Source organism: Acinetobacter sp. GG2 (genome assembly GCF_000292385.1).
Lineage (GTDB): Bacteria > Pseudomonadota > Gammaproteobacteria > Pseudomonadales > Moraxellaceae > Acinetobacter > Acinetobacter seifertii.
Window position 1 is genome coordinate 43,741 of record NZ_ALOW01000027.1, and the last position, 26,103, is coordinate 69,843.

Here is a 26,103-nt window from a genome sequence, read left to right on the forward strand (position 1 = left end):
AGATTGAATGGCACAATTTTTTATTCATCGCCCCATCTTTGCGTGGGTGATTGCATTAGTCATTATGTTGGCGGGTATTCTCACGCTAACAAAAATGCCTATTGCACAGTATCCAACGATTGCACCACCGACAGTCACAATTGCTGCGACTTACCCTGGTGCATCGGCTGAAACCGTTGAAAATACCGTAACCCAGATCATTGAACAACAAATGAATGGTCTTGATGGCTTACGCTATATTTCATCTAACAGTGCTGGTAATGGTCAGGCATCTATTCAGTTAAACTTTGAGCAAGGGGTTGACCCTGATATTGCACAAGTTCAGGTTCAAAACAAATTGCAATCTGCAACTGCTCTTCTACCTGAAGATGTACAACGTCAAGGTGTAACTGTTACTAAATCTGGTGCAAGCTTCTTGCAAGTTATTGCATTTTACTCACCAGATAACAGCCTTTCAGACTCAGACATTAAAGACTATGTAAACTCGACAATTAAAGAACCGCTTAGCCGTGTTGCTGGTGTTGGTGAGGTACAAGTATTTGGTGGTTCATACGCAATGCGTATTTGGCTTGATCCGGCCAAATTAACAAGTTATCAACTCACTCCAAGTGACATTGCGACTGCGTTACAAGCACAAAACTCGCAAGTTGCTGTAGGTCAATTAGGTGGCGCACCTGCCGTACAAGGTCAAGTACTTAACGCAACAGTAAACGCACAAAGCTTGTTACAGACTCCTGAGCAGTTTAAAAATATCTTCTTAAAGAACACAGCATCTGGTGCTGAAGTTCGTTTAAAAGATGTTGCTCGCGTAGAGTTAGGTTCTGATAACTACCAGTTCGACTCAAAATTTAATGGTAAACCAGCAGGCGGTCTTGCAATTAAAATTGCAACAGGTGCGAACGCACTAGATACAGCTGCTGCTGTTGAACAACGTTTATCTGAATTACGTAAGAACTATCCAGCAGGTCTTGCTGATAAATTAGCTTATGACACGACTCCATTCATCCGTCTTTCAATTGAAAGTGTAGTACACACATTAATTGAAGCTGTGATTTTGGTATTCATCGTCATGTTCCTATTTTTACAAAACTGGCGCGCAACGATTATTCCAACGCTTGCAGTTCCAGTAGTTGTATTAGGAACATTTGCTGTTATTAATATCTTCGGTTTCTCGATTAACACTTTAACCATGTTTGCTATGGTATTGGCAATCGGTCTTCTGGTCGATGACGCCATTGTTGTAGTCGAAAACGTTGAACGTGTAATGAGCGAAGACCATACCGATCCGGTTACGGCAACTTCTCGTTCAATGCAGCAGATTTCTGGTGCGTTAGTTGGTATTACCAGTGTATTGACAGCGGTATTCGTACCAATGGCCTTCTTTGGTGGTACAACAGGTGTAATTTACCGTCAATTCTCGATTACCCTTGTAACAGCAATGGTTCTATCGCTAATTGTAGCGTTAACATTCACCCCTGCACTTTGTGCAACTATTTTAAAACAGCATGATCCGAACAAAGAACCAAGCAATAATATCTTTGCTCGTTTCTTTAGAAGCTTTAACAATGGTTTTGACCGCATGTCGCATAGCTACCAAAATGGTGTTAGTCGCATGCTTAAAGGCAAAATCTTCTCTGGCGTTCTTTATGCTGTTGTAGTTGCCCTTTTAGTATTCTTGTTCCAAAAACTCCCATCTTCATTCTTACCAGAAGAAGATCAGGGCGTTGTAATGACACTTGTTCAACTACCTCCAAATGCAACGCTTGACCGCACAGGTAAAGTGATTGATACCATGACAAACTTCTTCATGAATGAAAAAGACACTGTTGAGTCTGTCTTTGCCGTTTCTGGTTTCTCATTCACAGGTGTGGGTCAAAATGCTGGTATTGGATTTATTAAGTTAAAAGACTGGAGCAAGCGTACATCACCAGAAACTCAAATCGGTGCATTAATTAAACGTGGTATGGCATTAAATATGATCGTTAAAGACGCATCTTATATCATGCCATTACAACTACCAGCGATGCCTGAATTGGGTGTAACTGCCGGATTTAACTTACAGCTTAAAGATTCAAGTGGTCAAGGCCATGAGAAACTGATCGCCGCTCGTAACACGATTTTAGGTCTTGCATCACAAGATAAACGCCTTATGGGTGTACGTCCAAATGGTCAGGAAGATACACCTCAGTATCAAATTAATGTAGATCAGGCTCAAGCTGGCGCAATGGGTGTGAGCATTGCTGACATCAACAATACAATGCGTATTGCATGGGGTGGTTCATACATTAACGACTTCGTTGACCGTGGTCGTGTGAAAAAAGTTTATGTTCAAGGTGATGCGGGTAGCCGTATGATGCCTGAAGACTTAAACAAGTGGTATGTACGTAATAACAAAGGTGAAATGGTTCCATTCTCTGCATTTGCTACTGGTGAATGGACTTATGGTTCTCCTCGTCTTGAACGTTATAACGGCGTATCATCGGTTAACATTCAAGGTACTCCTGCAACTGGCGTGAGCTCTGGTGATGCCATGAAAGCAATGGAAGAAATTATTGGTAAGTTACCATCTATGGGCTTACAAGGTTTCGACTATGAATGGACAGGTTTATCACTTGAAGAACGTGAGTCTGGTGCTCAAGCTCCATTCTTATATGCGCTTTCATTGTTAATCGTATTCCTTTGCTTAGCAGCACTTTATGAAAGCTGGTCAATTCCATTCTCGGTTTTACTGGTGGTACCACTTGGTGTCATTGGTGCAATCGTATTGACTTACTTGGGTATGATTATTAAAGGAGATCCAAATCTCTCAAATAACATTTACTTCCAAGTAGCAATTATTGCGGTGATCGGTCTTTCTGCAAAAAATGCGATCTTGATTGTCGAGTTCGCAAAAGAGCTGCAAGAGAAAGGTGAAGACTTGCTTGATGCAACTTTACATGCTGCAAAAATGCGTTTACGCCCAATTATCATGACGACCCTTGCCTTCGGTTTCGGTGTACTTCCACTTGCTCTTTCAACAGGTGCTGGTGCAGGAAGTCAACACTCGGTAGGCTTTGGTGTACTTGGTGGCGTACTCAGTGCAACGTTCTTAGGTATCTTCTTTATCCCTGTATTCTATGTGTGGATTCGTAGTATCTTTAAGTACAAACCAAAAACCATAAACACTCAGGAGCATAAATCGTGATGCAAAAAGTATGGTCTATTTCAGGTCGTAGCATTGCGGTATCTGCACTTGCGCTTGCTTTGGCAGCTTGTCAAAGCATGCGCGGCCCAGAACCAGTCGTGAAAACCGATATACCACAAAGCTATGCATATAACAGCGCTTCTGGTACGTCTATTGCTGAACAAGGTTATAAGCAGTTCTTTGCTGATCCTCGTTTGCTCGAAGTGATTGACTTGGCTCTTGCCAACAACCGTGACTTGCGTACAGCAACGCTCAATATTGAACGTGCTCAAGAGCAATATCAGATTACAAAGAACAATCAGCTTCCAACTATTGGTGCAAGCGCTAGTGCGATTCGTCAAGTTACTCCAAGCAGTAATCCAAATAACCCCTACTCTACTTATCAAGTAGGTTTGGGTGTAACTGCTTACGAGCTTGATTTTTGGGGTCGTGTTCGTAGTTTAAAAGATGCTGCTTTAGATAGTTATCTTTCAACTCAAAGTGCTCGCGATTCGACTCAAATCAGTCTTATTAGCGAAGTTGCTCAAGCATGGTTAAATTATTCGTTTGCAACAGCAAACTTACGACTTGCAGAGCAAACACTTAAAGCACAGCAAGACTCTTACAATCTCAACAAAAAACGTTTTGATGTAGGTATCGACAGTGAAGTTCCATTACGTCAGGCACAGATTTCTGTAGAAACTGCACGTAATGACGTAGCGAACTACAAAACACAGATTGCCCAAGCACAAAACTTGTTGAACTTACTTGTGGGTCAACCAGTTGCACAAAACTTGTTGCCTACACAACCAGTAAAACGTGTTGCTCAGCAAAATGTATTCACTGCTGGTTTACCAAGTGACTTGTTAAACAACCGTCCAGATGTAAAAGCGGCTGAATATAACTTGAGCGCTGCAGGTGCGAATATTGGTGCTGCAAAAGCACGTTTATTCCCAACCATTAGCTTAACGGGTTCAGCTGGTTATGCATCAACTGACTTAAGTGATCTATTTAAGTCTGGTGGTTTTGCATGGTCAATTGGCCCAAGTTTAGATTTACCAATCTTTGACTGGGGCACTCGTCGTGCCAATGTAAAAATTTCTGAAACTGATCAGAAAATTGCATTGTCTAATTATGAAAAATCAGTTCAATCTGCGTTCCGCGAAGTGAATGATGCACTTGCTACACGTGCCAACATTGGTGACCGTTTAACAGCACAACAACGTTTGGTAGAAGCAACTAACCGCAACTACACACTTTCAAATGCTCGCTTCCGTGCTGGTATTGATAGTTACCTGACTGTTCTTGATGCACAGCGTTCATCTTATTCAGCAGAACAAGGTTTGTTATTGCTTCAACAAGCAAACTTAAACAACCAAATCGAGTTATATAAAACTCTAGGTGGTGGTTTAAAATCAAACTCTTCAGATACAGTGGTACATCAACCATCAAGTGCTGAACTGAAAAAGCAATAAGCTTTAAATCTGATTTTCATAAAAGCTCACTTCGGTGGGCTTTTTTATTGCAACTCATCTGAATATTTTCTATCTTGAGTCTTTAAGAAATATCGATTGATAAAGAACAATGTTATTAAGTAATTTAGAAAGCGTTCCAGGCCATCAAATTTTAAAACAACTCGATGTTGTGTATGGAAGCACTGTTCGTAGCAAACATGTAGGCCGTGACCTCATGGCAAGTTTAAAAAATATTGTGGGTGGTGAACTTACAGGATACACCGAACTTTTAGAAGAATCCCGCCAAGAAGCTATGGATCGTATGATTGCAAAAGCCCAACAGCTTGGTGCGAATGCAATTGTTGGTATTCGTTTTTCAACTTCAAACATTGCCCAAGGCGCTTCCGAGCTATTTGTATATGGCACAGCAGTCGTTGTGCAACCTCAAACTCCACATCTACCAGACCCATTTAAAGTATAGGTAGAAAATGGACGATCTTATTTTTCAGCTTGTTGTTTTCCTCATTCTTTTTAGCATTGGGTGGGCTTTTGGCCGCCATATTGAACAAAAACATTTGAATGAACTTCTAGAAAAAGAGCAACAATTTGCCCATATCAGAATTGATACCAACCGTTTTGCAACAAGTGATCAGTTAGGTCATTTTATTAGCAGTAATGTAGTCATTTCACATGACTATTTTAAATATGTATTGGCTTCTATAAAAAACGTATTAGGTGGACGTCTTAGCAGTTATGAAAGTATTGTTGAGCGTGCTCGTCGCGAAGCGATTATTCGTTTAAAACAACAAGCACATAGTATAGGTGCTAACCATATTATGGGAGTTCGGCTGAGTACAACCGAACTCGGTATGCAAGGTGGAATGGTTGAAGTTTTTGCTTATGGTACAGCAGTCAAAGACTAGCACTGCCCCATAGCAGAAAAATGTATACGCGGATTGCCAATATTTTTAGTTAAATGTTGGCAAATTCCGGTAATTTTCCATTTGTCCTGTTGTTTCGCCAACGTAAAATAATAGCGACCAAAAGAATGAAAATAATCATTTTCCGAAAAACGATAAATTTGATAATTACACTCTAGCCATGCTTGGTCTTGTTCAATCCGAATAAGAGGATTACTCAAATTGTGCTGTAATCGCAAATGTGACAAAGCTTGTTGCCGTGAACCTTTATATTCATGACAAGACACCACACATAAAGGTTCTCCTCTAAACTGGAAATAGTCCACCTCAAGTTGATCGGCCAATAACTCATCAAACGCATCCCAATTTTTCTGGTCAAAGACCAATTGAAAACGCGTTACAACGTCTAAGATACGATGGTAGTCTTGATCCATGGTGAACCTTCTATGTGGGTTTTCCCATCAATTTAGCACGGCGAAATCTCTTTTTTATTTCACTTTTGTTTTTCGAATCATTTTATAGAGTAATTTCGGGGACATACGGGAAACCATAACACCTAATTTTTCTTTAGTTCCGCCCACTACTATATACTCTTGCCCTTGCATTAACGCCTTAACTGACTGTTCTGCAAAAACATCTGCTTCTAATCCATTTTCAATTGCTTCGTCTTGATGGCCTTGAGGCTGCCCTGCACCATTTAACGCATTAAATGAAACATTGGTTTTTACAAAGCCTGGGAAAATCACAGAAACTTCAACGCCCTGATCTGAAACTTCAGCACGTAAACTGTTAGCCCACATGTGAATTGCAGCTTTAGCAGCCGAATAACTTGCACGATACTGCGTACCTAATAGCCCTGCTACACTAGAGACAAATACAACTCGGCCAGACTTTTGTTTGAGCATCGTCGGCAGCACAGTTTTGGTTAATGCCACTTGTGAGAAATAATCGACTTCCATAATGGCTCTTTCAGTTTCCATTGTGGTGTCCTGAATCAAAGCACGTTGACTTAAACCTGCATTATTAATAAGCCAGTCGATTCGGCCTTTGGCTTTTAAAATCTGCTCATACGCTTCTTGAACTTGCTGTTGATTGGTAATGTCTGCAACTACCGACAAATGCTGGTCTGGATGGAGTAAACCAACGCGAACTTCTTCTAATTCTTCAAAGCGGCGTGAAGTTAAAATCACTTGAGCACCTTGCAGAGCAAACTCACCAGCTAAAGCTTTCCCTAAACCAGAAGATGCTCCAGTAATCCACACCACTTTATTTTGCAAAGTATCAAGTTTGGCCATGCTTTAAATTCCTATTATCTTTTTAAATTATGCTGCTTGATGCATGAAGGCCAAAAAGTGGTTGATATAGTGAGTTGCTGTGGTCTGATCAACCTGCGTCCCCAATTTTTCCAAACGTTTATAGCCCAAATGCGTTGTCATATTAATGACCCCATTTAGGGTTTTATCGACAACTAAATTAAATTTTAAACGTTTTTTAGGTTCACGTACTAGGCTTGTTACGCCTAAATCCACAATTTGAATCAAGGTTTGAAAAGCTTCTTCTACGCTTTGCATATTGCCCGCGCGTATTTGTTCGGTCAGTGTTTGGGCTTGTTGCACAAGTTGAGGTGTGATCGGGTACGTAATATAAACATCTTGCTCACGTTCTTTCATGAGTGAGGTCATATAATCAACCAAAGGTAATAGTCGATCATTACCAAAAAAAGAAACTGACCAAGGCATATACTTTCGGAAAGTATCTAAAATTTGTTGAAGAACTTTCTCAGACTCTTGGCGCTGCTTTTCAGTCATAGTCGAGTTGCCTTGCTCTCCTTGTAACAATACGGAGAACACTTGCTCAATAATTTCGCAAGATAAATCGGAAAGAACACTACCTAATACTTTGGACTGGCTTTCTCTTACGCCAGCGTGTAATTTCTCTCGAATCGCAGCAAATTGCGTATAGGTCGAGTCGGAAATCTTTAAAAAAACTTTGTAGCTCATGAGTCGCATCCCTTATCAATTCTTTTGTAATTTTTATGCCGTGCCGCTACACGATTAAATTGTGATCCATGCTTCATAAATCTACCGTTTTTTGAAAAAAATACAAAACCGTTTATCTGTTTTCAGCACATTAATTTCGAGGCATTTTTTTGCTACAATAGATGCAATTTTTTATGCATATTCGATCTAAGCTACTATGACTGACGCTCAAACCGCTCAAAATATTGCAACCACATACGATCCAACCGAGATCGAAAAGAAGTGGTACAAAACGTGGGAAGAACAAGGTTACTTCAAACCTTCTGGTCACGGTGAATCATTCTGTATCATGATTCCACCACCAAACGTCACTGGTAGTTTGCACATGGGCCATGGCTTTAACAATGCCATTATGGATGCCCTCACCCGTTATAACCGCATGATGGGTAAAAACACGTTGTGGCAACCAGGTACTGACCATGCTGGTATTGCAACTCAAATGGTTGTTGAGCGTCAACTTGGCTTACAAGGTGTAACTCGTCACGACTTAGGCCGTGATAAGTTCATCGAAAAAGTTTGGGAATGGAAAGAACAATCTGGCGGCACAATTACGAAACAAATTCGTCGCTTAGGTTCATCTGTAGACTGGTCACGTGAACGCTTCACGATGGACGAAGGTTTATCAAACGCAGTTAAAGAAGTATTCGTTCGTTTGCACGAAGACGGTTTAATTTACCGTGGTAAGCGCCTTGTAAACTGGGACCCTAAACTTCAAACAGCACTTTCTGACCTTGAAGTGGAAAGCAAAGAAGAAAAAGGCTCACTTTGGCACTTTAAATATTTCTTTGAAGACAAATCAGTTAAAACTCAAGACGGCAAAGACTATTTAGTTGTTGCAACAACTCGTCCTGAAACTTTACTTGGTGATACTGCGGTTGCTGTTCATCCTGAAGATGAGCGTTATGCACACCTTGTTGGTAAAAACATTGTATTGCCAATTACGGGTCGTTTAATTCCGATCGTTGCCGACGACTACGTTGAAAAAGACTTCGGTACTGGCTGTGTAAAAATTACCCCTGCTCACGACTTCAATGACTATGACTTAGGTAAACGCAATAGCTTGCCAATCATTAATATCTTCAACAAAAATGCCGAAGTTTTGGCTGAGTTTGAATATATTGCAAAAGCTGGCGAACAGATTTCTAAAACCATTACTGCACCTGCCGAATACGCTGGTTTAGAGCGTTTTGAAGCACGTAAAAAGTTAGTTGCTCAAGCTGAAGCTGAAGGCTGGTTAGACCAAATCCAACCATATGACTTAAAAGCTCCACGTGGCGACCGTTCAGGTGTGATCATTGAGCCGTTACTGACTGACCAATGGTACGTAAAAATTGCTCCGCTTGCTGAACCTGCAATTGAAGCAGTTCAAGATGGCCGTATTAAGTTTGTTCCAGAGCAATATAGCAACATGTACATGGCGTGGATGCGTGACATTCAAGACTGGTGTATTTCACGTCAGCTTTGGTGGGGTCACCGTATTCCAGCTTGGTACGATGCAAATGGCAACATCTATGTAGGTCGTAACGAAGAAGAAGTCCGCGCTAAAAATAACATCGCTGCTGACGTTGAACTTAAACAAGACGAAGACGTTCTTGATACATGGTTCTCATCTGCACTTTGGACATTCTCAACTTTAGGTTGGACTGGCGACGCACAAAAAGATGCAGCGAATGATTTCTTAAAAACCTTCCACCCAACAGATGTGTTGGTGACTGGTTTTGACATCATTTTCTTCTGGGTTGCCCGCATGATCATGATGACCCTACACTTCATGAAAAATGAAGATGGTTCATCGCAAGTTCCATTTAAGACTGTTTACGTTCACGGCTTGGTACGTGATGGTGAAGGTCAAAAAATGTCGAAGTCTAAAGGTAACGTACTTGACCCATTAGACTTGATTGATGGTATTGATTTAGAAAGCTTAGTTGCAAAACGTACAACTGGCCTAATGAACCCGAAAGATGCAGCGAAGATTGAAAAATCAACGCGCAAAGAGTTCCCAGAAGGCATTAATGCTTATGGTACTGACGCAGTTCGTTTCACGTTCTGTGCTCTTGCAAACACTGGTCGTGACATCAAGTTCGACTTAAAACGTGTTGAAGGTTACCGTAACTTCTGTAACAAAATCTGGAACGCAACGCGTTTCGTTCTGATGAATGTTGAAGGTCAAACCGTTGGTCAACAAGCTCGCCCTGATCTATGGGAACTTCCAGAACAATGGATTATGAGCCGTCTGCAAAAAGCAGAAGCTGCTGTACACCAAGCGTTCGCAACTTACCGTTTAGACCTTGCTGCTCAAGCGATTTACGACTTTATTTGGAATGAATACTGTGACTGGTACGTTGAGTTAACTAAACCAGTTCTTAACGATGCAGAAGTTTCAGAAGAACGTAAAGCTGAAGTACGCCGTGTATTGCTTGCAGTGATGGAAGCATCATTACGTTTGGCTCATCCGCTTATGCCGTATTTGACAGAAGAAATCTGGCAGACTCTTGCACCAATGCTTGGTCAAGGTGGCCCAACGATTATGACTGCTCAATACCCTATTCCTGAGCAAGCAAAAATCAACGAACAAGCTGAAGCAGATATGCAATGGCTTCAAGGTTTGATTGGTGCGGTACGTAACATTCGTGGTGAGTTGGGCTTAGGTAATGCGCGCTTGTTGCCAGTATTACTTCAAAACACATCTGATGCTGAACGTGAACAAATCATTCGTATTGAAGCATTGTTCAAAGCATTGGCTAAAGTTGAAAGCATTGAGTTCTTGAATAAAGACCAAGAACCACCTTTGTCTTGCTCTAGCGTTGTTAGCCATGCATCGGTATTTGTACCAATGAAAGGCTTAATTGACCCTAAAGCTGAGCTTGCTCGTTTGCAAAAAGACTCGGATAAAATCCAAAAGCAACACGACCAAATCGCGGGCAAACTTGCAAATGAAGGCTTTGTTTCTAAAGCACCAGCAGCGGTGGTTGAAGGTGAAAAAGCGAAGCTTGCTGAGTTTGCTGCTCAGTTAGAGAAAGTTAAAGCGAATATGGAGCAAATTGCTGCGCTTTAATTTAATTAGTTAAACGAACCCAGAATCTGTGCAAGCAGGTTCTGGGTTTTCTATATTTAAAAATTATTTTTTTGTAGAATCAGCATATGAAGATGCCATGATTTTATGCAACCATTTAATAAAGGTAAATTTTCATTCATTTCTTTATGAAACAACAAATTAAAATCACATAAAAATAAGTCGGCTATATCTTGATAAGTAAAACCTATAAATTTTTCAGGTTCTCTAATAACCCACTCATCATGAATTCCCAATAAATCAACTACAAGAATTCCACCTTCAGAAAGAGCATTTATCATTCGTTTAATTACGCTATAAAAATAGCTTGGATTACAAAAGAATAAGCTTGATGAGGCAATAATTAAGCTCGCAGACGGAAAATTAAAGTCTTCAAAAGATTCATGATAGAAAATAAATTTAGAGTCATCTTTGAATCGCTCAGCACAGACTTTTTGCGCATCAATTGAAATATCAAAAGCATGAATATTAAATCCTTTTGATAATAGATAAGCAGATTCATTGCCAGCGCCACAGCCGCAATCTATAGCAATTAAAGGTAAGTTAGGAAAATGACCTAAAGCCTTCTCTAAAATAGGTCTATGTTTAAGTTCTCTTGATAACTGAATAAATTTTTCATTCATAAATCCGATCTTTTAATTTTTATAATTCCCACACTATATTTTATAAAAAATCCAATCTCAACGATTTCTTATTTCAGAAGCTACCGACCAAATCGCAGGAAAACTTGCAAATGGAGGCTTTATATCTAATGCACCAGCAGCAGTTATTGAAGGCGAAAAAACGAAGCTTGCTGAGTTTTCTGCTCAGTTAGAAAAAGTTAAAGCAAATATAGAGCAGATTGATGTGCTTTAATCTTTAAAGTTCACAATTTAATCTATAATATATAGGGCTAGTTATTCAGCGCTTTATATTTAATTTCATGAAAGATTTTTTTCAAGACTTTTTTACCAAAAATATTACTAATAATGATAATAGGACTGTTAACAATAATATTGTAATTGAAAGTGAAAATAATCCATTTGAGAAATCTAAAGATGAAGAACATCTAAGTCGATTAAAAAGTGTTTATGAAATTACTATAGCAACAAGAAACTTAGAAATTGGACAATTAGTTCAAAGAAATAATTTTTTCATGATATTTCAGGGTGTTTTATTTGCATGCTTAATTTATTCTAGTAATACTGTCCCATACATCCATCTCATTCTTTGCTCAGTAGGATTTTACGTTGCGTATTCTCAGACTGCTGTTGCAGCTGGAGCTAAATACTGGCAAGAATTTTGGGAGAAAAAACTAGAAACTATAGAACGGCATCTCTTAACATTTTATAAAAAAGATGAAAAAAATCTTGCTGTAGATAATAATCTAACTGAGTTTTATCAATTATTCTCTACTGAACAATCTGAAATAAATAATGATGTTATAAAGCAACTAGATAGAAACACTAAAGAAAATAGTTTTACAAGTAAAAAAAACAATTTTTGGCATTTAATCTTGAGTTCTAAATTTATAAATTACTTTACTTTTTTAAAAGTTATTTATAGTAGAGAATTAATATTAAATAAACCTTCTGTAAGTAAAATTCCCATTCGTGTTGGGAGATTTTTTATGATAGCGTGGGGGCTATTATTTATTTCCACATTATGGCTCCCAAATAAATGGCTAGAAAATAAAGATTTGAATGAAATTTATTTAAGAGGTTTTCCGACGCACAAAGAAGCAGCTAAGCAAGAAATATATTTTTCAACTGATAAAGCACTTAGTAGCACAGCTATCCCATTAAATATTCATATTAAAGATCTAGAACAACTATCCAATAATCAACCTATTAATATTGAGCTATCAATTAATGGTCAAAAAATTGAAGCTAAAGGAGTAAGTAAATGAGTGGTTATGGTTTAGAACAAAAACTCGTTATTGGTCTAGCTTCAAGTGCTTTATTCAATTTACAAGAATCTGATGAAGTATTCAGAACACACGGTGAACTTGTATATAGAGAGTACCAACGTAAAAATGAAAATGTACTTTTAGAGCCTGGTGTAGCGTTCCCTTTTATTCAACGTCTTCTAAGTTTAAATAGTATTTTCCCAAAAGATAAACCATTTGTAGAAGTTATTTTACTATCGAGAAATGATCCAAATACAGGTTTAAGGGTCATGAACTCTATTGAGCATTATGGTTTAGGTATAAAAAGAGCTATCTTTTTACAAGGAAGAACCCCTCATAAATATATTGATGCTTTAAATATCAGTTTATTTTTATCTGCTAATGAAACTGATGTAAACCAAGCAATTACAGCAGGCTATCCAGCAGGATTAATTCTAAAGGGCAATATCTTTGATATTGAACATGATGAAGAGCTACGAATTGCCTTTGATTTCGATGGTGTGATAGCAGATGACTCCTCAGAACAAGTGTATAACAGAAGTGGGCTTTCGGCATTTATTGAAAATGAGGAAAATTTAGCTAACCAACCTGCAAATGTAGGTCCTTTGCATAAATTATTAAAAGAACTTTCTGCTCTACAGAAAGAAGAAATTAAATATCAGTCACAAAATTCTGATTATAAAAGTAGATTAAGACTTTCAATTGTCACAGCAAGAAATGCACCTGCACATAAAAGAGTTATTAATTCTTTGAGGTCATGGGACATTGATACAATAAATGAAGCATTTTTCTTGGGTGGCATAGAAAAACGTAAAGTTTTAGAGATTTTAAACCCCCATATTTTCTTCGATGATCAAGTTACTCATTTAGAGAAAACAGCTAATAGCATTGCTTCTGTACATATTCCTTTTGGGATAGCTAATAAAAAATTAGATTCAGATAAGCTATCTACTAGTGGAGAAATTGATGAAAATAATCAAACTATAGAACTAACTTAATTCTCAATAGCTCTCCCCCTATCCGAAGAAGGTTAGGGAGAGGTTATAGCGCCCCATGCTCCAACAGCATCTCTACCCCACTCACCTTTTTCATATGCTTTAAACGCTCCTTTTCCCACTTCACCTGCTGCTTTAGCTCAGCACAATCAGCATCGACAGCTTTATACACATCACTAATGTGTACATGCTCCGCTTTTACATTCTTGGCTAACTGAAAAGAATCCAAAATTTCAGCAATTTGGCTTTCGAGCTGCTGACTTTGTGCATCTAAAGCCAGTTTATAAAACCGTAACTGCTCGGCAGATGGTTCTTTAGCGCCTAGCCCTTTATTCTGTTCAAGCTGTAACTGGAGTTTGAGTAAATAAAACAAATCCTGCTTTTCGTAGGCCTGACTTGCCTGTTGGAACAACTCAGTTTTTTCTTCTTTTTTTGTTTCATCTTGCTCACGGTCTGGGTGAATCATCGCAGCAATTTTTAAATAAACTGTTTTTAACGACTGCGCTGCCATTTGCTCGGCTTGTTCACGTTTCTGTTGCTGTCTTTGTTGTTTGGCTTGTTCACGTGCTTGCTGTTGCTCGGCTGCGTATTGTTCAAAGTCTTCTTCAAACTCTAAACCTTGATCAGCACTTTCTTCATATCCAAATTCTATTGGTTGAGCTTTTTTATTCTTCCTTGCTGACTCTTGTGTATGTTGTTGATAAAAGGTATCGGCCTGCTTCACCAACTCCAACTGTTCAGCAGACAGTATTTTGGAGCGCTTCAACATGTGTGCAAGCTGGGCAATTTTTTCATCTATTTGTTGTACATCTGCTTTAGAAAACTCATGGCTATGTAACACATTCCAGAGTTGATCTAACTGCTGAAATAAGACTTCATGCAAATCGCTATACACAGGCATCAGTTTTTGCCGAATATGCTGTTGAATCTCGGCTTGCGCATTTTGCCATGTGCTTAGGCTAACTTTTTGTTGCTCTATTTTATCAATCAGGCGATTCAATTTTTTCTGCTGTGCAGACGGTTCAGACCTTTGCTGCAAGCTCACTTTGAGATCAAAGGACATACTCATCCACCTGAAAAAGAAAAAAGTGTAGCAATAATCAGATGAGGAAGGTAGCAAAGCATTCTTTAAATACTACTTATCTAAAGTTTATATTTTAAGAAATCCACCAAATCACTAATGGCAAAGTCACGGCAGCACATAGAGTTTGAAAGCTAATTACGGCTGCCATGAGCTGACTATCGCCATCCAAAACTTTAGTTAAAATGTAAGAAGCGGAAGCCGTCGGTAGCGCAAAGAAAATAACTAGAATTTGAGTTTGCAAACTTGGTAAACCAAACCACGTACATACCGCGTAAGCCAAGGCAGGTACTGCTAAAAGTCGTGCAAATGTGTCTGCTGCCAATACCACAATGTCTTTTTTAATTTGCATAAACTGTAAAGCTGCACCCACACATAACAAACCTAGTGGCAAACTCGACACTGAAAAAAGCTTAATAAACTGAGTAAAGCCTTCCCAAATCGGGATTTGAAGTGCATTGACTGCTGCCCCAACCACACACGATGCAATTAAAGGGTTTTTAAGAAGTGCAATCAAAACAGGTTTAATTGCCATATGTTCTTTAGAGGTTAGAGCGAGTACCGAAATAACGTTCACAAGCGGAATGCAAAGCGCCAATAAAATTGCCAGAATTGCCATTCCTTCACTTTTAAAAAGCGCAGTGACTAGAGCCAAACCAATATAGGTATTAAAGCGAACCATACTTTGTACGTGCACACCAAAACGTGCAGGTGGTATGTGCCAAAACATTCGGAGTATGTATAAAAAGGCGGTCACTGCTAAAACCACAATCAACATTGCAATAATGGCAGCACTTAAGCTTTGTAAGTCAATTTTTGCAGTCGATAGCGTACTAAAAAGCAAAGCAGGAAATAAAATATAGTAATTGAGCTTTTCTGCCCCAGCCCAAAACTCATCGCTAAAAAAACGATATTTTTTAAATAAGTATCCCGATGCAATTAATGCAACTAAGGGAAAAAGAGATAAAACAATGCTATTCATTTCTTTACTCGAGTTTTGTGGAGGTTTGCTGTTTGGCAATAACCTTGGCTTACTCATATATTAAAGATAATGAAAACTCATGATAAAATGAGTTTTTACTCATAACAAATACAACATGACATTTACCCAACTTGAGATTTTCGCACTCATTGCTGAACTAAAAAGTTTCACTGCGACGGCAGAAAAGCTGGGAATTTCACAGTCGGCAGTTTCTCATGCGCTTAAATCATTAGAACAACAATGGGGCATTAACCTGATTTCAAGAACTCAAAGTGATATTGAGCTCACCACGACAGGTCAGCAGCTACTTACGCATGTAAAAGAGCTATTAAGTATTTCCGACACTTTAGAAAAAGAAGTAGCTGCTATACACGGTTTAAACGAAGGTACCTTACGCATAGGGTCTTTTGGAGCTTCATCCTCTATTTATCTATTGCCTGAAATTCTAGAAACTTTTCGGCAGCGCTACCCTAAAATCGAAATTTATATTGATGAAGGTGAAGATAAAGAAGTTGCTCAGTGGTTACTAGAACGGCGTATAGAGGTTGGTTTTTTGATTATGCCAGATGAGCGTTTTGATACATTCCCTCTAATTGAAGATCGTTTTGTTGCCTTAATTCCGAGTGGTTACCCGCTCACACAGCAACTCTATATTGATCCAGCACAGCTAGAAAACTGCCCTTTTATTATGACAATGGCTGGTAGTCGACATCAGGTCGAATTAATTTTAAAAAACTTTAATGTGAAACCAGACATCAAATTTTATGTTTCACAAATTCTAAGTATCGTGAGTATGGTTCACAACCAGTTGGGGGTGTCCATTGTGTCTGATATGGTCATTACCAAAGAGCTACTCTCACTTTATCCAAACGTGGTTAAACGCCCTTTTAAACCGAACCTTAAACGTTCTATTGGCCTTGCAGTAAAAAACAAAAAACACATCAGTCCAGCAGTGAAAGCATTTATAGAAGTTGCTCAAGAGGTTTGGTCTAATCAATAATCTAATCAGAATTTAATTTGTTTCATATTTTAATAACGAACTCATTTAGGTCGTTTTATAAACAAATCAGATGACTTTTATCATAAAAATGTGCCATAACAGCCTATTTTAAGCAAATTAACGCACCATTTATCGCCAAAAACTAATTTCACAATCCAAATTGGTGCGCTTATTGCATATTCACTTTTATGCAATTGAGTTTGTTTCGACAAACTTAGGTTTTTAGATTCCTTAAATCTATTTTGGTGCAATTTACAGACCCAGATTTGTTCCAAAATGGAATTTAGCACTTTTTTCGAGCATGCTATGCAAAATGTAGATCTATTTTTCTTATTACTTGGTGCAGTTTTGGTTCTAGCCATGCACGCAGGTTTTGCATTCTTGGAACTTGGTACAGTTCGCCACAAAAATCAGGTGAACGCGCTTAGTAAAATTCTGACTGACTTTGCCCTTTCTGCAATCGCCTATTTCTTTGTTGGCTATTACATTTCGTATGGCCAGCATTTCTTCCATGATGGTACAGCTCTAGCAAGTGATCATGGCTACAACTTAATGCGTTGCTTCTTTTTACTTACTTTTGCTGCGGCAATTCCTGCGATTATTTCAGGCGGTATTGCTGAGCGTGCCAAAATGCGTTCGCAAGCAATTGCGACACTCGCTTTAGTTGCGCTGGTTTATCCATTTTTCGAAGGCATGGTCTGGAATGGTAACTACGGTCTGCAAAAATGGTTAGAAGCAACTTTTGGTGCAGCTTTTCATGACTTTGCAGGTTCAGTTGTGGTACATGCTATGGGTGGTTGGATTGCACTTGCTGCCGTGATTTTATTGGGTGCACGTTCTGGTCGTTATAAGAAAGATGGCCGTGTAAGTGCTCATCCGCCATCTTCTATTCCATTTTTAGCGCTCGGTTCATGGATTTTAATTGTAGGTTGGTTTGGCTTTAATGTGATGAGTGCACAGCGTGTTGATGCTATTTCTGGTCTGGTTGCAATTAACTCACTCATGGCTATGGTCGGCGGAACCATTACAGCAAATGCGATTGGGAAAAATGACCCTGGTTTCTTACATAACGGTCCACTTGCAGGCTTAGTTGCAATCTGTGCGGGTTCTGACATTGTTCATCCAGTAAGTGCGCTGGTTATTGGTGGTGCAGCTGGTGCAATGTTTGTGTACTTATTTACCTATACTCAAAATAAACTCAAAGTTGATGATGTACTAGGTGTGTGGCCTTTGCATGGTGTATGCGGTGCATTTGGTGGTATTGCAGTGGGTCTGTTTGGTCAAAAATGGCTGGGTGGTTTAGGTGGTGTATCTTTTGCCTCTCAGCTCATCGGGACCGCTCTAGCGATTGCAATTGCACTTGCGGGTGGATTTATTGTTTATGGCATACTTAAAGCAACTATTGGTATTCGTTTATCTCAAGAAGATGAGTTTAGAGGTGCAGATTTATCTATTCATAAAATCTCTGCCAACTCTGAAGAAGGTATGTTTTAATTCAGCGATTATGAAGCAGGATTTAAATATCCTGCTTCTGATTGCCTAATATAAATAAAACTTCTTAAATAAAAACACTAATTATTGATTAAAAAATATTCTTTTAAGTCTTTATTTAATCAATTTAGAATATTGAAAAATATATTAATTTTAATATTATCTTAAGATTTATAGATGAAATATTAAATAGTTTAAGAACAATTTAAGTTTTATTTTATGTAATGCCTTCAATTCACGCTTAAATTGATGTTACAACACAATGAATCAACAAAAACATTTTTTTCAGCTTCAGCTTATTTTTCTTACCATCAGTTTTTTTATACTTTTATTTGTATTTCCAGTGGGTGGAAAAATTGATATGTATCTTATCCAACCTTGGATTGATTCAACTGGTCAATTTTTTAATCGGGAAAATTGGTATCTTGAAAGACTTAATCATCAAATCGTAAAAGATATTATTACTGCGGTTTATATTATGTTTTTTGGCCTCTGGCTTGCTTCATTTAAAGTAGAAAAGCTAAAAATATATCGCTGGCAATATGGTTATATGTTTTTTGTCAGTATGATCGGTAGCGGTGTTGTTGGTCTACTCAAGTCACAATCTGCTCATGCCTGCCCTTGGAATATGGTTCATCCTAACAGTTTAGGTGGTTATATTTGGGACTTCACGGCGAAACACGGACATTGTTTCCCGGGTGGTCATGCTAGCGCAGGTTTTATCATCATGACTGGTTATTTTGTTTATCGCCTTGAACAACCTAAACGTGCTTACTTTTATTTAATTGCAGGCATTTTATTGGGTTTTATGATGGGCTGGGCACAAATGATGCGAGGAGCACATTTCCTGAGTCATAACTTATGGACTGGTTGGGTCGTTTGGGCAGTCAATATTTTATTTTATGCGATTTGTATTCATCGCTTTGAGTTCGAAAAACAATTAAAACAAGAGCTTAGTTAAGCTCTTGTTTCATTTACATGTAGTACTTTAGGTAACTTCACTAAAACAGAAAGACCACCAAGCTCTAAACTCTTGTCGAGACTTAAAGTTCCACCAAGTCTTTGAGTTGCACGGTCTACAATTGATAAACCTAAACCACTTCCTACTTCTAGATGGTGGTGTACTCGATAAAAACGTTTAAGTACCTTATCGTAATTTTCAGGGTCTATACCTGCACCACTATCTTCAATTTGAATACATGCGTAGTTATCTGGGTCGGTATAAACTGAAATGTTAATAACGCCTTGATGCGGTGTGTATTTAATCGCATTATCAATTAAGTTAAAAATAATCGAATGCACAGTAGGTTCAATACTATGCATCTCAACAGGATCATTTCTCACAAAGCCTAAATCGATTTCTTTTTGCATGGCTAAATTAACTAACTGCTCAACGCAATTTAAAGCCACATCGTTAAGCTGAAAATAGCCGGTAGGTTCAACCATACTAAGCGTTACGTCTTGCTTTGCCAGTGCCAAAAGCTGTGTAACTAGATGCTGAATACGTGCCAACCCCTTGCTTAAGTTGTGCAACGACTCATGTTCAGGGAACTGACTTAGCAAAATCTTGGTTTGTAAGTTTAATGCAGTAACAGGTGTTCGTAGTTCATGAGCAGCATCTGCAATGAATTGCTTCTGTTCATTTTGTGCTTTAGAAATACGGTCGAACAGACGATTCATTTCATCAATGGTAGGCAAAAGCTCCTGAGGATAATTATGCACCTCAATTGGTGTCAATTCCTCAGAATCTCGTTCCATTAACTCATTTTTAAAATCATCTATTGGTTTTAAACCACGACTAATAATAGCGGCCAAGGCAAATATCGCAAAAGGTAAAATAATTAAATAAGGAATGAACATGCTGCCCGCAAGCTCCCATGCGAAAGCTTCACGAACACGTTCTTGTTGACTCACCTGAATTTGATAGTCTTTTAACGGTAGAACATATGTTCGGACTACACCCTCAGCGGTTTTATGTGAATAAAAACCAGCTTGCTCGACAGGAGGAACCAATAAGTGCAGATGATGAGATAAATTAGCCTGATCTTTATAAGCCCAGATATCTAAAAATAAATCTTCTTCGTGGTAAGTTCGATGTAAATCAAACTTGCTACTTACTGCTTTTAAGGGGTACTCAGCCGTTCTTTCGGCTAAGTACTGCATTTGAGTATCTAAAATTTCATCGACTTCTTGAAGTGCAACCTTATATGCACTAAAAATCAAAATACAACCTAAGATCACACTGAAGATTGAGGTGCCCCAAATCAGTCGCTTTTTTAGTGAATAATGCACGTTCATGAAGTCCCGAAATCTTAAATTATGATTGACCTAAACGGTAACCCAACCCTCGGATCGTTCGAATAAAGTCTTTACCCAACTTTGCTCTTAAATGATGGACATATACTTCAATCGTGTTGCTAGTCACATCACTATCAAAATCATATAACTTATCTTCCAAATTAGCTTTCGAGAAAATTTTATTTGGATGACTCATAAGCGGAATCAGAATTGCCCACTCACGGTTTGATAAATCAATACGTTGCCCTTTAAATGTTGCGATATGCTGTTCAACATTTAAAACCAGATCACCACTTTCTAAGAGTTGATCTTGGCTCGCAAGTTGAGCCTCTACCCCTGTACGGCGTAATAACGCATGAATGCGAGCGAGTAATTCATCGAACTCATAAGGCTTAATTAAATAATCATCTGCTCCCAGATTTAAACCATCAACACGGTTTTGCAACTGGTCACGTGCAGAGATAATCAAGACTGGTGTAGCTGCTCTTTGACGGATCTGCTTTAACACCTGCATACCATCCATCATTGGCAAGCCTAAGTCTAAAAGAATGAGATCAAACTTATTCTTTGCCAGTTGGGCCAAACCATCTAAACCGTTATTGACCCATTCCACCTCGAATTGATGATATTGCAGCAACGTAGTCGTTGACTCTGCAATCATAAAATCATCTTCAATCATCAAGATTTTTGTCATGTTCTAGGCTCGCTTTAGTTTACATTGGCACAAGAGTGCAACATGTCGAGTTGAGGGTTGATGACCTGAGTTTTTACATCCAACAAACTTAACAAACTTGGGAATAAATTATCCTGACTTAACTTTTGTTTGGTTTGTTGATTTAAACAATTTACTTGAGCAAGATTATGTTGTTTCCAACCATCAGAGAACCACATAATCATTGGGATATGCGTTTGTTGGCTCGGTGCGATTGAATACGGTGAACCATGTAAATACATACCATGTTCACCTGTAGACTCACCATGATCAGATAAATACCAGAAACCTGTTTGATAATTCGATACTTCTTTTAAAGTATTAATCATTTGGTTCAATACATGATCTGTATATACGATTGTATTATCATAAGTATTTACGAGTTCAGCTGGTGAGCAACCCTGTATCGCATTGGTATCACAAGTTGGTTTAAATGGTTGGAATCCATCAGGTGCACGTTTGTAATATGCTGGGCCGTGGCTACCCATCTGATGTAATACAACTAAACGTGGACGCTTATCATCTTTTGGAATAGAAGCCAAATACTGTTTTAAGCTATCAACCAGAATGCCATCAAGACATTCATCATCTTTACACCACTTTTGCTTTAACTCTTCTGGAATTTGATATTGTTCAACGCGATCGCATGCACCTTTACAACCTGAGTTATTATCAATCCAAGTCACTTGATAGCCTGCACGTTTAGCAATATCCAGTAATCCTTCGCGGTGACCCGCTAATTGCTCATCATAATCAGCACGTGACATACCAGAGAACATACATGGCACAGAAACTGCTGTTGCCGTACCACAGGATGTCACTTGTGAAAAGTTTAAAATATCTTGTTTAGAAAGCTCTGGATTTGTATTTTTGGCATAACCATTAAGCGAGAAGCTTTCAGCACGTGCGGTTTCACCCACTACAAGCACCATAAGCTTAGGTAAATCTTTCTGAGTTTGCTGCACTTGATGAGCATCTTCACCATATTTCACAAGTGGAAGATTTTTCTTAGGTGCTTTTTTACGGTAATAAGACATGACCGAAGAAATAGTATTCTGAGGTGATATCATTCCTTTTAAGTCACGATGCTCTCTAAATATTGCTGCAAAATCGACATAATAAGTAAACAGCAAACCACCTACGACCGCAAATGCAAGAGCAATTGAAAGTACTTTTTTAAGTAAAAGTGGAAATATTTTTTCTGATTTGAGTTTGACCTGAGTAATCAAAAATATAGGTAAAACAACAAAGAAAATAGTCCAGAGTGCAAAACGCAAAGAAAGTAAATCTGTAGCTTCAGAGACATCTGTTTGTACGATATTTTGAATTTGGTCAGGTGAAACAATCACGCCCAAAGTATTTACAAAATATGAGCTAAATCCACCAATAAATATCAAAAAAATGGCAAAAAATTTGGCTGTCCATTTCCAGTTTAAAATTTGTAAAGCTGCATAATAGATAGCAACAACAATCACTACGGTAGCCGCTAAAAATAAGGTTGCTTTTATACCTAAATATGGTGTTAATAGATGAACTTTCTTATAAAAACCAATATTTAGAATTGCTCCTAACCAAATGGCTATAATGACGTTGAACATAAACAGGGAAATCTGCTTATTTCTTAATTTAGAAAAAAAACTCAGCATCTCTGGTTACTACGACCTTTTTTATGATCTTCTAATGTAAAAATTGAAACTTAAAAATGACTTAAATAATAGAATGATCGGTATAAACCATTTTTAAGCGCTTAGTATTATTTAACTCAACTACAAATAAAAAGTCGAGGTTAACTAGAACCTCGACTTTTTCAGACTTAAATCTTTGAAAAATTAGAAGCTATACTTAGCCATTAAACCAATACGGTTATCTTTGTAATCATTACCAGCAAATGTTTCACGCTTACCATTGATATATTCAAGACCCAAGTCAATTGGCTTAACAGGCGAATAGATAACGTTGATCCACGCTTGCTGAACTTTTTCATTACCAGCTGTATATGCTTTAGCATAATCCGTGCCATCATCAGCAAATTCTGCACCGTATGCTAAAGTAGTACGTAAGTTAGGTAGAATTTTATAAGTACCACCTACTTGTACAGCAACAAATTTATTTTGCTCGATATTGTTATTTACCAATGTATAGGCAGCGTTACTACCGTATAAATAGCTATTATCGCCAACTACATATGAAACATCAGCAAAAAGTTTTAGAGGATCAGAAACTTTAAAGTCTGTACCTGCTGCAATACCCCAACCCGTTTTATTATCCTTATTGCCCGTTGGTGATTTATAGTTTTCTACTAAAGCACGTGCTGATGCAGAACCTCTACCATCTGCATAACCTTGGGTAATTTTAGCAGTTAATGCAGGTAAGCTATATTTAATACTGTCACTTGTCCAGTTGCCATTTGCATCTTGTTTACCATTAAGGGCAGTACTATCACCCTTTTCAGCAGAAACAAACAATTGTGTAGTTGGTCCTAACTTGTAACCATAGCGTACTTGCGGTACACGTTTAGTACCACCACCAACGTTTGTCGAGAAGTCGATCATTTCTGGTGCATGGCTTGATAAGAAGTTAGATGTCGTTTGACCAAATAACCAGTCATTATACGTTAAGTAAGCATGGCGAATACGCAATGAACCATTTGAATCTGTTGTTGAACCAGCAAAATCAACTTCGAGTTTACCGCCCACTTTGGCATCATTTACTGGAGCAGTAAAATCTAAACCAAGACGTGTAGTTTTAGCAGTCGCACGTAATTTATCGTGTGTTTTACCATCAGTCTTACTAACGTCAGCAAAGTCATTATCTGCACCTTCGATAATGTAGTTAGCATCACCACGAACAAAACCATAAAGGTTTACATCAGCACCAGCTTTAGATTTAAATCCAGCTAATGGCGAAGCTGGCGCAGCAACTGGTTGTGGCTGTGCTTTAACTTCAGCTAACTGTACTTGCTGTTGTTGCTGTACTTGTTGCTGCTGCTGTTGTACTTGACGCTGTTCTTTAACTAATGCTTTTAATGCTTCAACTTCTTGACGAAGTTTTTGAATTTCCTCTTTTTCAGAGGTTGCCGCATTTGCCCCACTCATCATTAAAGCTGTTACTGTAATAGCTAAACTTTTAACAACAAACGATTTACGATTAAGGAATAGATCCATCAAAAACTCCTAAAAATATATTTTATGTCGCTTATCCATGCCAAGTTGATTCGTGTGACCATTGAGCACCAAAAAATCAACTCTTCTCCAAATTTGATTGCATTAATTTTATTACCGCAATCAAAACCAATTTTAACGCTGGGTAAGATTAAAAATTCCAAATCAAAAAAATCAAAACAGCTTTTTGTTTACAGAACTTTTACCTTAACTTCATGTTGTAACGAATCCTACACAACTCTCTTATCTTATAGAATGATTAAATCATTATTTCATTATTCTTTTTTAGACTTTAGGCTAATATACAGTCTAATTGAATATTCTCTTATCCAAATCGATTGATTCACATGATTTTTCTTGTTATCCGCATCCCTTTTCTCCATCTAGCTTCCAATTGCTACTCAAACAAGATGGCACAATTAATAAGCCATTTGAATAGCTAAAAATATACATTTTTAAAAGAATGACTAAATACATAACCGCCATTTTTTAACATAACTTAAGCTGATTTAAGTCTCTTTATTTCATCGACTTAATGTCATTTTTTATACAGTTTTTGTTGCTTTCCATACGTAAATAGGAATTAAAAATAGTACAGCAATAGTGACAATAGCTATCAAATAATGGAAATAACCAAGTACATCTCCAATAACACCACTCAAAGTATAAAGCCCACCACTTACGGTCGCCATGACCGAAACCTGAAAAGTAAAATCAGTGCCAGCATAGTTCTTTCGACTGTAATGCATGACTAAGGTTAACATTACAACGAGTAGCATGGCGGCAAAGGCATCTTCTAAAGCATTTATAGTATAGATAAGCCATGCATTTATTTTTATCTTTTGCTCGTAAGCATAAGCCAAATAAACATAGGCACCTAAACTCATGATTTTTAATATTGAAAAACTAATTAATGTAGTTGGTCTAGAAAAGTGCTTTAACACCCAACCTGCAATAAATGCCCCCATTAAAGCAGCTACAGCGCCTAGCATAGTGATGTAAACACCAATTTGGGTAAAACTTAGTCCCATATCCACCATTAAAGGTTTGAGTAATGGCCCAGCCAAACCATCTGCTACTTTAAAAGTGATAAGTACCATTAACCAAGATCGAAGTTCTTTATTTTGAGAAAAATAACTCAAATAAGCCTTAATTTTTGTGACTAAATTTAGCTGGCTAGGTTCATTAGTAGAATGAGAACCATGAACAGGTTCTTTAAATAGTAAAACTGGTAGCGTATTGACGAAGACTAAAGCAGCTAGTAATAAAAATGTCGGCTGCCATGACAACCAGTCTAAACACCACAGCACAGCTCCCCCACCCACGATAAAACCAAGCCGAGAACCTACGACCTGAAAAGTATTTCCCCAATGCTGCTGATCGTGTTGCAATAAATTAACAGCTAACGCATCGGTTGCAATATCTTGTGTTGCACCCGTCAAGTTCATAAATAACAGTGCAATAAAAAATATAAATAAGTACAGCGGCTGATCTAAGGCTTGAATGGGAAAGAAAGATAAAACACAAAGTACGGCCACCGTCAAAAGCTGAGTAGGTAAAATCCAGCTTCGATAATGTCCTAAGCGTGAAATCGCATGTCGATCTACCCACGGTGCCCAAAATATTTTGATTGACCAAGGCAACATGAGCAGCCCAAAACCACCAATATGGGCAAGTGAAACACCTTGGGCTCTTAATATTACTGGCAAGGCATGAGTCATAAAACCTACTGGCAAACCTTGTGCCCAATAAAGGGAAAAGAGCAAAAAATAAAGATTTTGCTGTCGAAACATATATACCTACTTTTATTTGTTTGTGCGGTAATCACATGAAATACCATGTGTGG

The 26,103-nt window shown here is 38.1% G+C and carries 21 protein-coding genes and 2 pseudogenes; 11 read left to right on the forward strand and 12 right to left on the reverse strand.

What is annotated here, in order from left to right:
* Positions 1-7: 7 nt before the first annotated feature.
* The 4 genes from adeJ to B554_RS0105055 all read left to right on the forward strand — a co-directional run bounded on the left by adeJ (position 8) and on the right by B554_RS0105055 (position 5,540).
* The gene (adeJ, locus tag B554_RS0105040) at positions 8-3,184 is read left to right on the forward strand and encodes a multidrug efflux RND transporter permease subunit AdeJ (protein WP_019457193.1); all 3,177 of its coding nucleotides are present in this window, start codon (positions 8-10) and stop codon (positions 3,182-3,184) included.
* Positions 3,184-4,638, forward strand: a complete 1,455-nt coding sequence (gene adeK / locus B554_RS0105045) for a multidrug efflux RND transporter outer membrane channel subunit AdeK (protein ID WP_004705863.1) — start codon at positions 3,184-3,186, stop codon at positions 4,636-4,638. The genes adeJ and adeK overlap by 1 nt, the downstream gene beginning before the upstream one ends.
* A gap of 109 nt (positions 4,639-4,747) precedes the next feature.
* Positions 4,748-5,098 (forward strand): YbjQ family protein, encoded by a 351-nt coding sequence (locus tag B554_RS0105050; RefSeq protein WP_019457194.1) that lies wholly within the window; start codon positions 4,748-4,750, stop codon positions 5,096-5,098.
* 7 nt (positions 5,099-5,105) lie between these two features.
* Positions 5,106-5,540 (forward strand): YbjQ family protein, encoded by a 435-nt coding sequence (locus B554_RS0105055; RefSeq protein ID WP_019457195.1) that lies wholly within the window; start codon positions 5,106-5,108, stop codon positions 5,538-5,540.
* On the opposite strand, the gene B554_RS0105060 is transcribed toward B554_RS0105055, so the two are convergent.
* The 3 genes from B554_RS0105060 to B554_RS0105070 are packed head-to-tail and all read right to left on the reverse strand — an operon-like array spanning position 5,537 to position 7,537.
* On the reverse strand, positions 5,537-5,971 hold the full coding sequence (locus B554_RS0105060; protein ID WP_016803829.1) for a nuclear transport factor 2 family protein: 435 nt from the start codon (positions 5,969-5,971) through the stop codon (positions 5,537-5,539). The two genes, B554_RS0105055 and B554_RS0105060, sit on opposite strands and share 4 nt — an antisense overlap.
* A 54-nt stretch (positions 5,972-6,025) precedes the next feature.
* On the reverse strand, positions 6,026-6,832 hold the full coding sequence (locus B554_RS0105065; protein ID WP_016803828.1) for an SDR family NAD(P)-dependent oxidoreductase: 807 nt from the start codon (positions 6,830-6,832) through the stop codon (positions 6,026-6,028).
* Between the two features lie 27 nt (positions 6,833-6,859).
* Entirely contained in the window at positions 6,860-7,537 is a 678-nt protein-coding gene (locus B554_RS0105070) for a hypothetical protein (RefSeq protein WP_019457196.1), read from the reverse strand.
* 196 nt (positions 7,538-7,733) lie between these two features.
* Here B554_RS0105070 and B554_RS0105075 point away from each other — a divergent pair, with 196 nt between their 5' ends.
* On the forward strand, positions 7,734-10,631 hold the full coding sequence (locus B554_RS0105075; RefSeq protein ID WP_019457197.1) for a valine--tRNA ligase: 2,898 nt from the start codon (positions 7,734-7,736) through the stop codon (positions 10,629-10,631).
* Between the two features lie 56 nt (positions 10,632-10,687).
* Here the strand turns inward: B554_RS0105075 and B554_RS0105080 are convergent, their stop codons facing one another.
* Positions 10,688-11,272: a class I SAM-dependent methyltransferase gene (locus tag B554_RS0105080; RefSeq protein ID WP_019457198.1), complete on the reverse strand. Its 585-nt coding sequence runs from the start codon at positions 11,270-11,272 to the stop codon at positions 10,688-10,690.
* A 79-nt stretch (positions 11,273-11,351) separates the two neighbouring features.
* Here B554_RS0105080 and B554_RS19265 point away from each other — a divergent pair.
* From B554_RS19265 to B554_RS0105090, 3 genes and pseudogenes are all read left to right on the forward strand, one after another.
* Positions 11,352-11,504 (forward strand): annotated as a pseudogene (locus B554_RS19265) (hypothetical protein); the annotation flags it as partial.
* A gap of 67 nt (positions 11,505-11,571) precedes the next feature.
* Positions 11,572-12,537 carry a hypothetical protein gene (locus B554_RS0105085; protein WP_019457199.1) on the forward strand — a complete coding sequence of 322 codons (966 nt, stop codon included), beginning with the start codon at positions 11,572-11,574 and terminating at the stop codon, positions 12,535-12,537.
* The gene (locus B554_RS0105090; protein WP_019457200.1) at positions 12,534-13,535 is read left to right on the forward strand and encodes a 5'-nucleotidase; all 1,002 of its coding nucleotides are present in this window, start codon (positions 12,534-12,536) and stop codon (positions 13,533-13,535) included. Before B554_RS0105085 ends, B554_RS0105090 begins: the two co-directional genes overlap by 4 nt.
* Positions 13,536-13,578: 43 nt before the next feature.
* Here the strand turns inward: B554_RS0105090 and B554_RS0105095 are convergent, their stop codons facing one another.
* On the reverse strand, positions 13,579-14,595 hold the full coding sequence (locus tag B554_RS0105095; protein ID WP_019457201.1) for a molecular chaperone DnaJ: 1,017 nt from the start codon (positions 14,593-14,595) through the stop codon (positions 13,579-13,581).
* A 94-nt stretch (positions 14,596-14,689) separates the two neighbouring features.
* Complete coding sequence (locus tag B554_RS0105100) at positions 14,690-15,595, reverse strand: AEC family transporter (protein WP_025465094.1); 906 nt, start codon at positions 15,593-15,595, stop codon at positions 14,690-14,692.
* Between the two features lie 115 nt (positions 15,596-15,710).
* Here B554_RS0105100 and B554_RS0105105 point away from each other — a divergent pair, with 115 nt between their 5' ends.
* The 3 genes from B554_RS0105105 (at position 15,711) to B554_RS0105115 (ending at position 19,047) form a co-directional block, all read left to right on the forward strand.
* The gene (locus tag B554_RS0105105; protein WP_019457203.1) at positions 15,711-16,595 is read left to right on the forward strand and encodes a LysR family transcriptional regulator; all 885 of its coding nucleotides are present in this window, start codon (positions 15,711-15,713) and stop codon (positions 16,593-16,595) included.
* Positions 16,596-16,901: 306 nt separating this feature from the next.
* Entirely contained in the window at positions 16,902-18,089 is a 1,188-nt protein-coding gene (locus B554_RS0105110) for an ammonium transporter (RefSeq protein WP_025465095.1), read from the forward strand.
* A gap of 259 nt (positions 18,090-18,348) precedes the next feature.
* Positions 18,349-19,047 (forward strand): phosphatase PAP2 family protein, encoded by a 699-nt coding sequence (locus B554_RS0105115; protein WP_019457205.1) that lies wholly within the window; start codon positions 18,349-18,351, stop codon positions 19,045-19,047.
* Here B554_RS0105115 and B554_RS0105120 read toward each other — a convergent pair.
* The 6 genes and pseudogenes from B554_RS0105120 to B554_RS0105140 all read right to left on the reverse strand — a co-directional run bounded on the left by B554_RS0105120 (position 19,044) and on the right by B554_RS0105140 (position 26,050).
* A complete protein-coding gene (locus B554_RS0105120) occupies positions 19,044-20,378 on the reverse strand; it encodes a two-component system sensor histidine kinase PmrB (RefSeq protein WP_025465096.1) in 1,335 nt (444 codons plus the stop codon). The genes B554_RS0105115 and B554_RS0105120 overlap by 4 nt on opposite strands.
* Before the next feature lie 25 nt (positions 20,379-20,403).
* Complete coding sequence (locus B554_RS0105125; RefSeq protein WP_004705846.1) at positions 20,404-21,078, reverse strand: DNA-binding response regulator PmrA; 675 nt, start codon at positions 21,076-21,078, stop codon at positions 20,404-20,406.
* A 14-nt stretch (positions 21,079-21,092) separates the two neighbouring features.
* Complete coding sequence (locus B554_RS0105130) at positions 21,093-22,742, reverse strand: phosphoethanolamine transferase (protein WP_019457207.1); 1,650 nt, start codon at positions 22,740-22,742, stop codon at positions 21,093-21,095.
* Positions 22,743-22,925: 183 nt separating this feature from the next.
* Positions 22,926-24,260, reverse strand: coding sequence for a DcaP family trimeric outer membrane transporter (locus B554_RS0105135; protein WP_019457208.1), 1,335 nt, complete (start codon positions 24,258-24,260; stop codon positions 22,926-22,928).
* A 272-nt stretch (positions 24,261-24,532) separates the two neighbouring features.
* Positions 24,533-24,722 (reverse strand): annotated as a pseudogene (locus tag B554_RS18935) (hypothetical protein).
* A gap of 80 nt (positions 24,723-24,802) precedes the next feature.
* Positions 24,803-26,050, reverse strand: coding sequence for an MFS transporter (locus B554_RS0105140; protein ID WP_019457209.1), 1,248 nt, complete (start codon positions 26,048-26,050; stop codon positions 24,803-24,805).
* Positions 26,051-26,103: the final 53 nt, after the last annotated feature.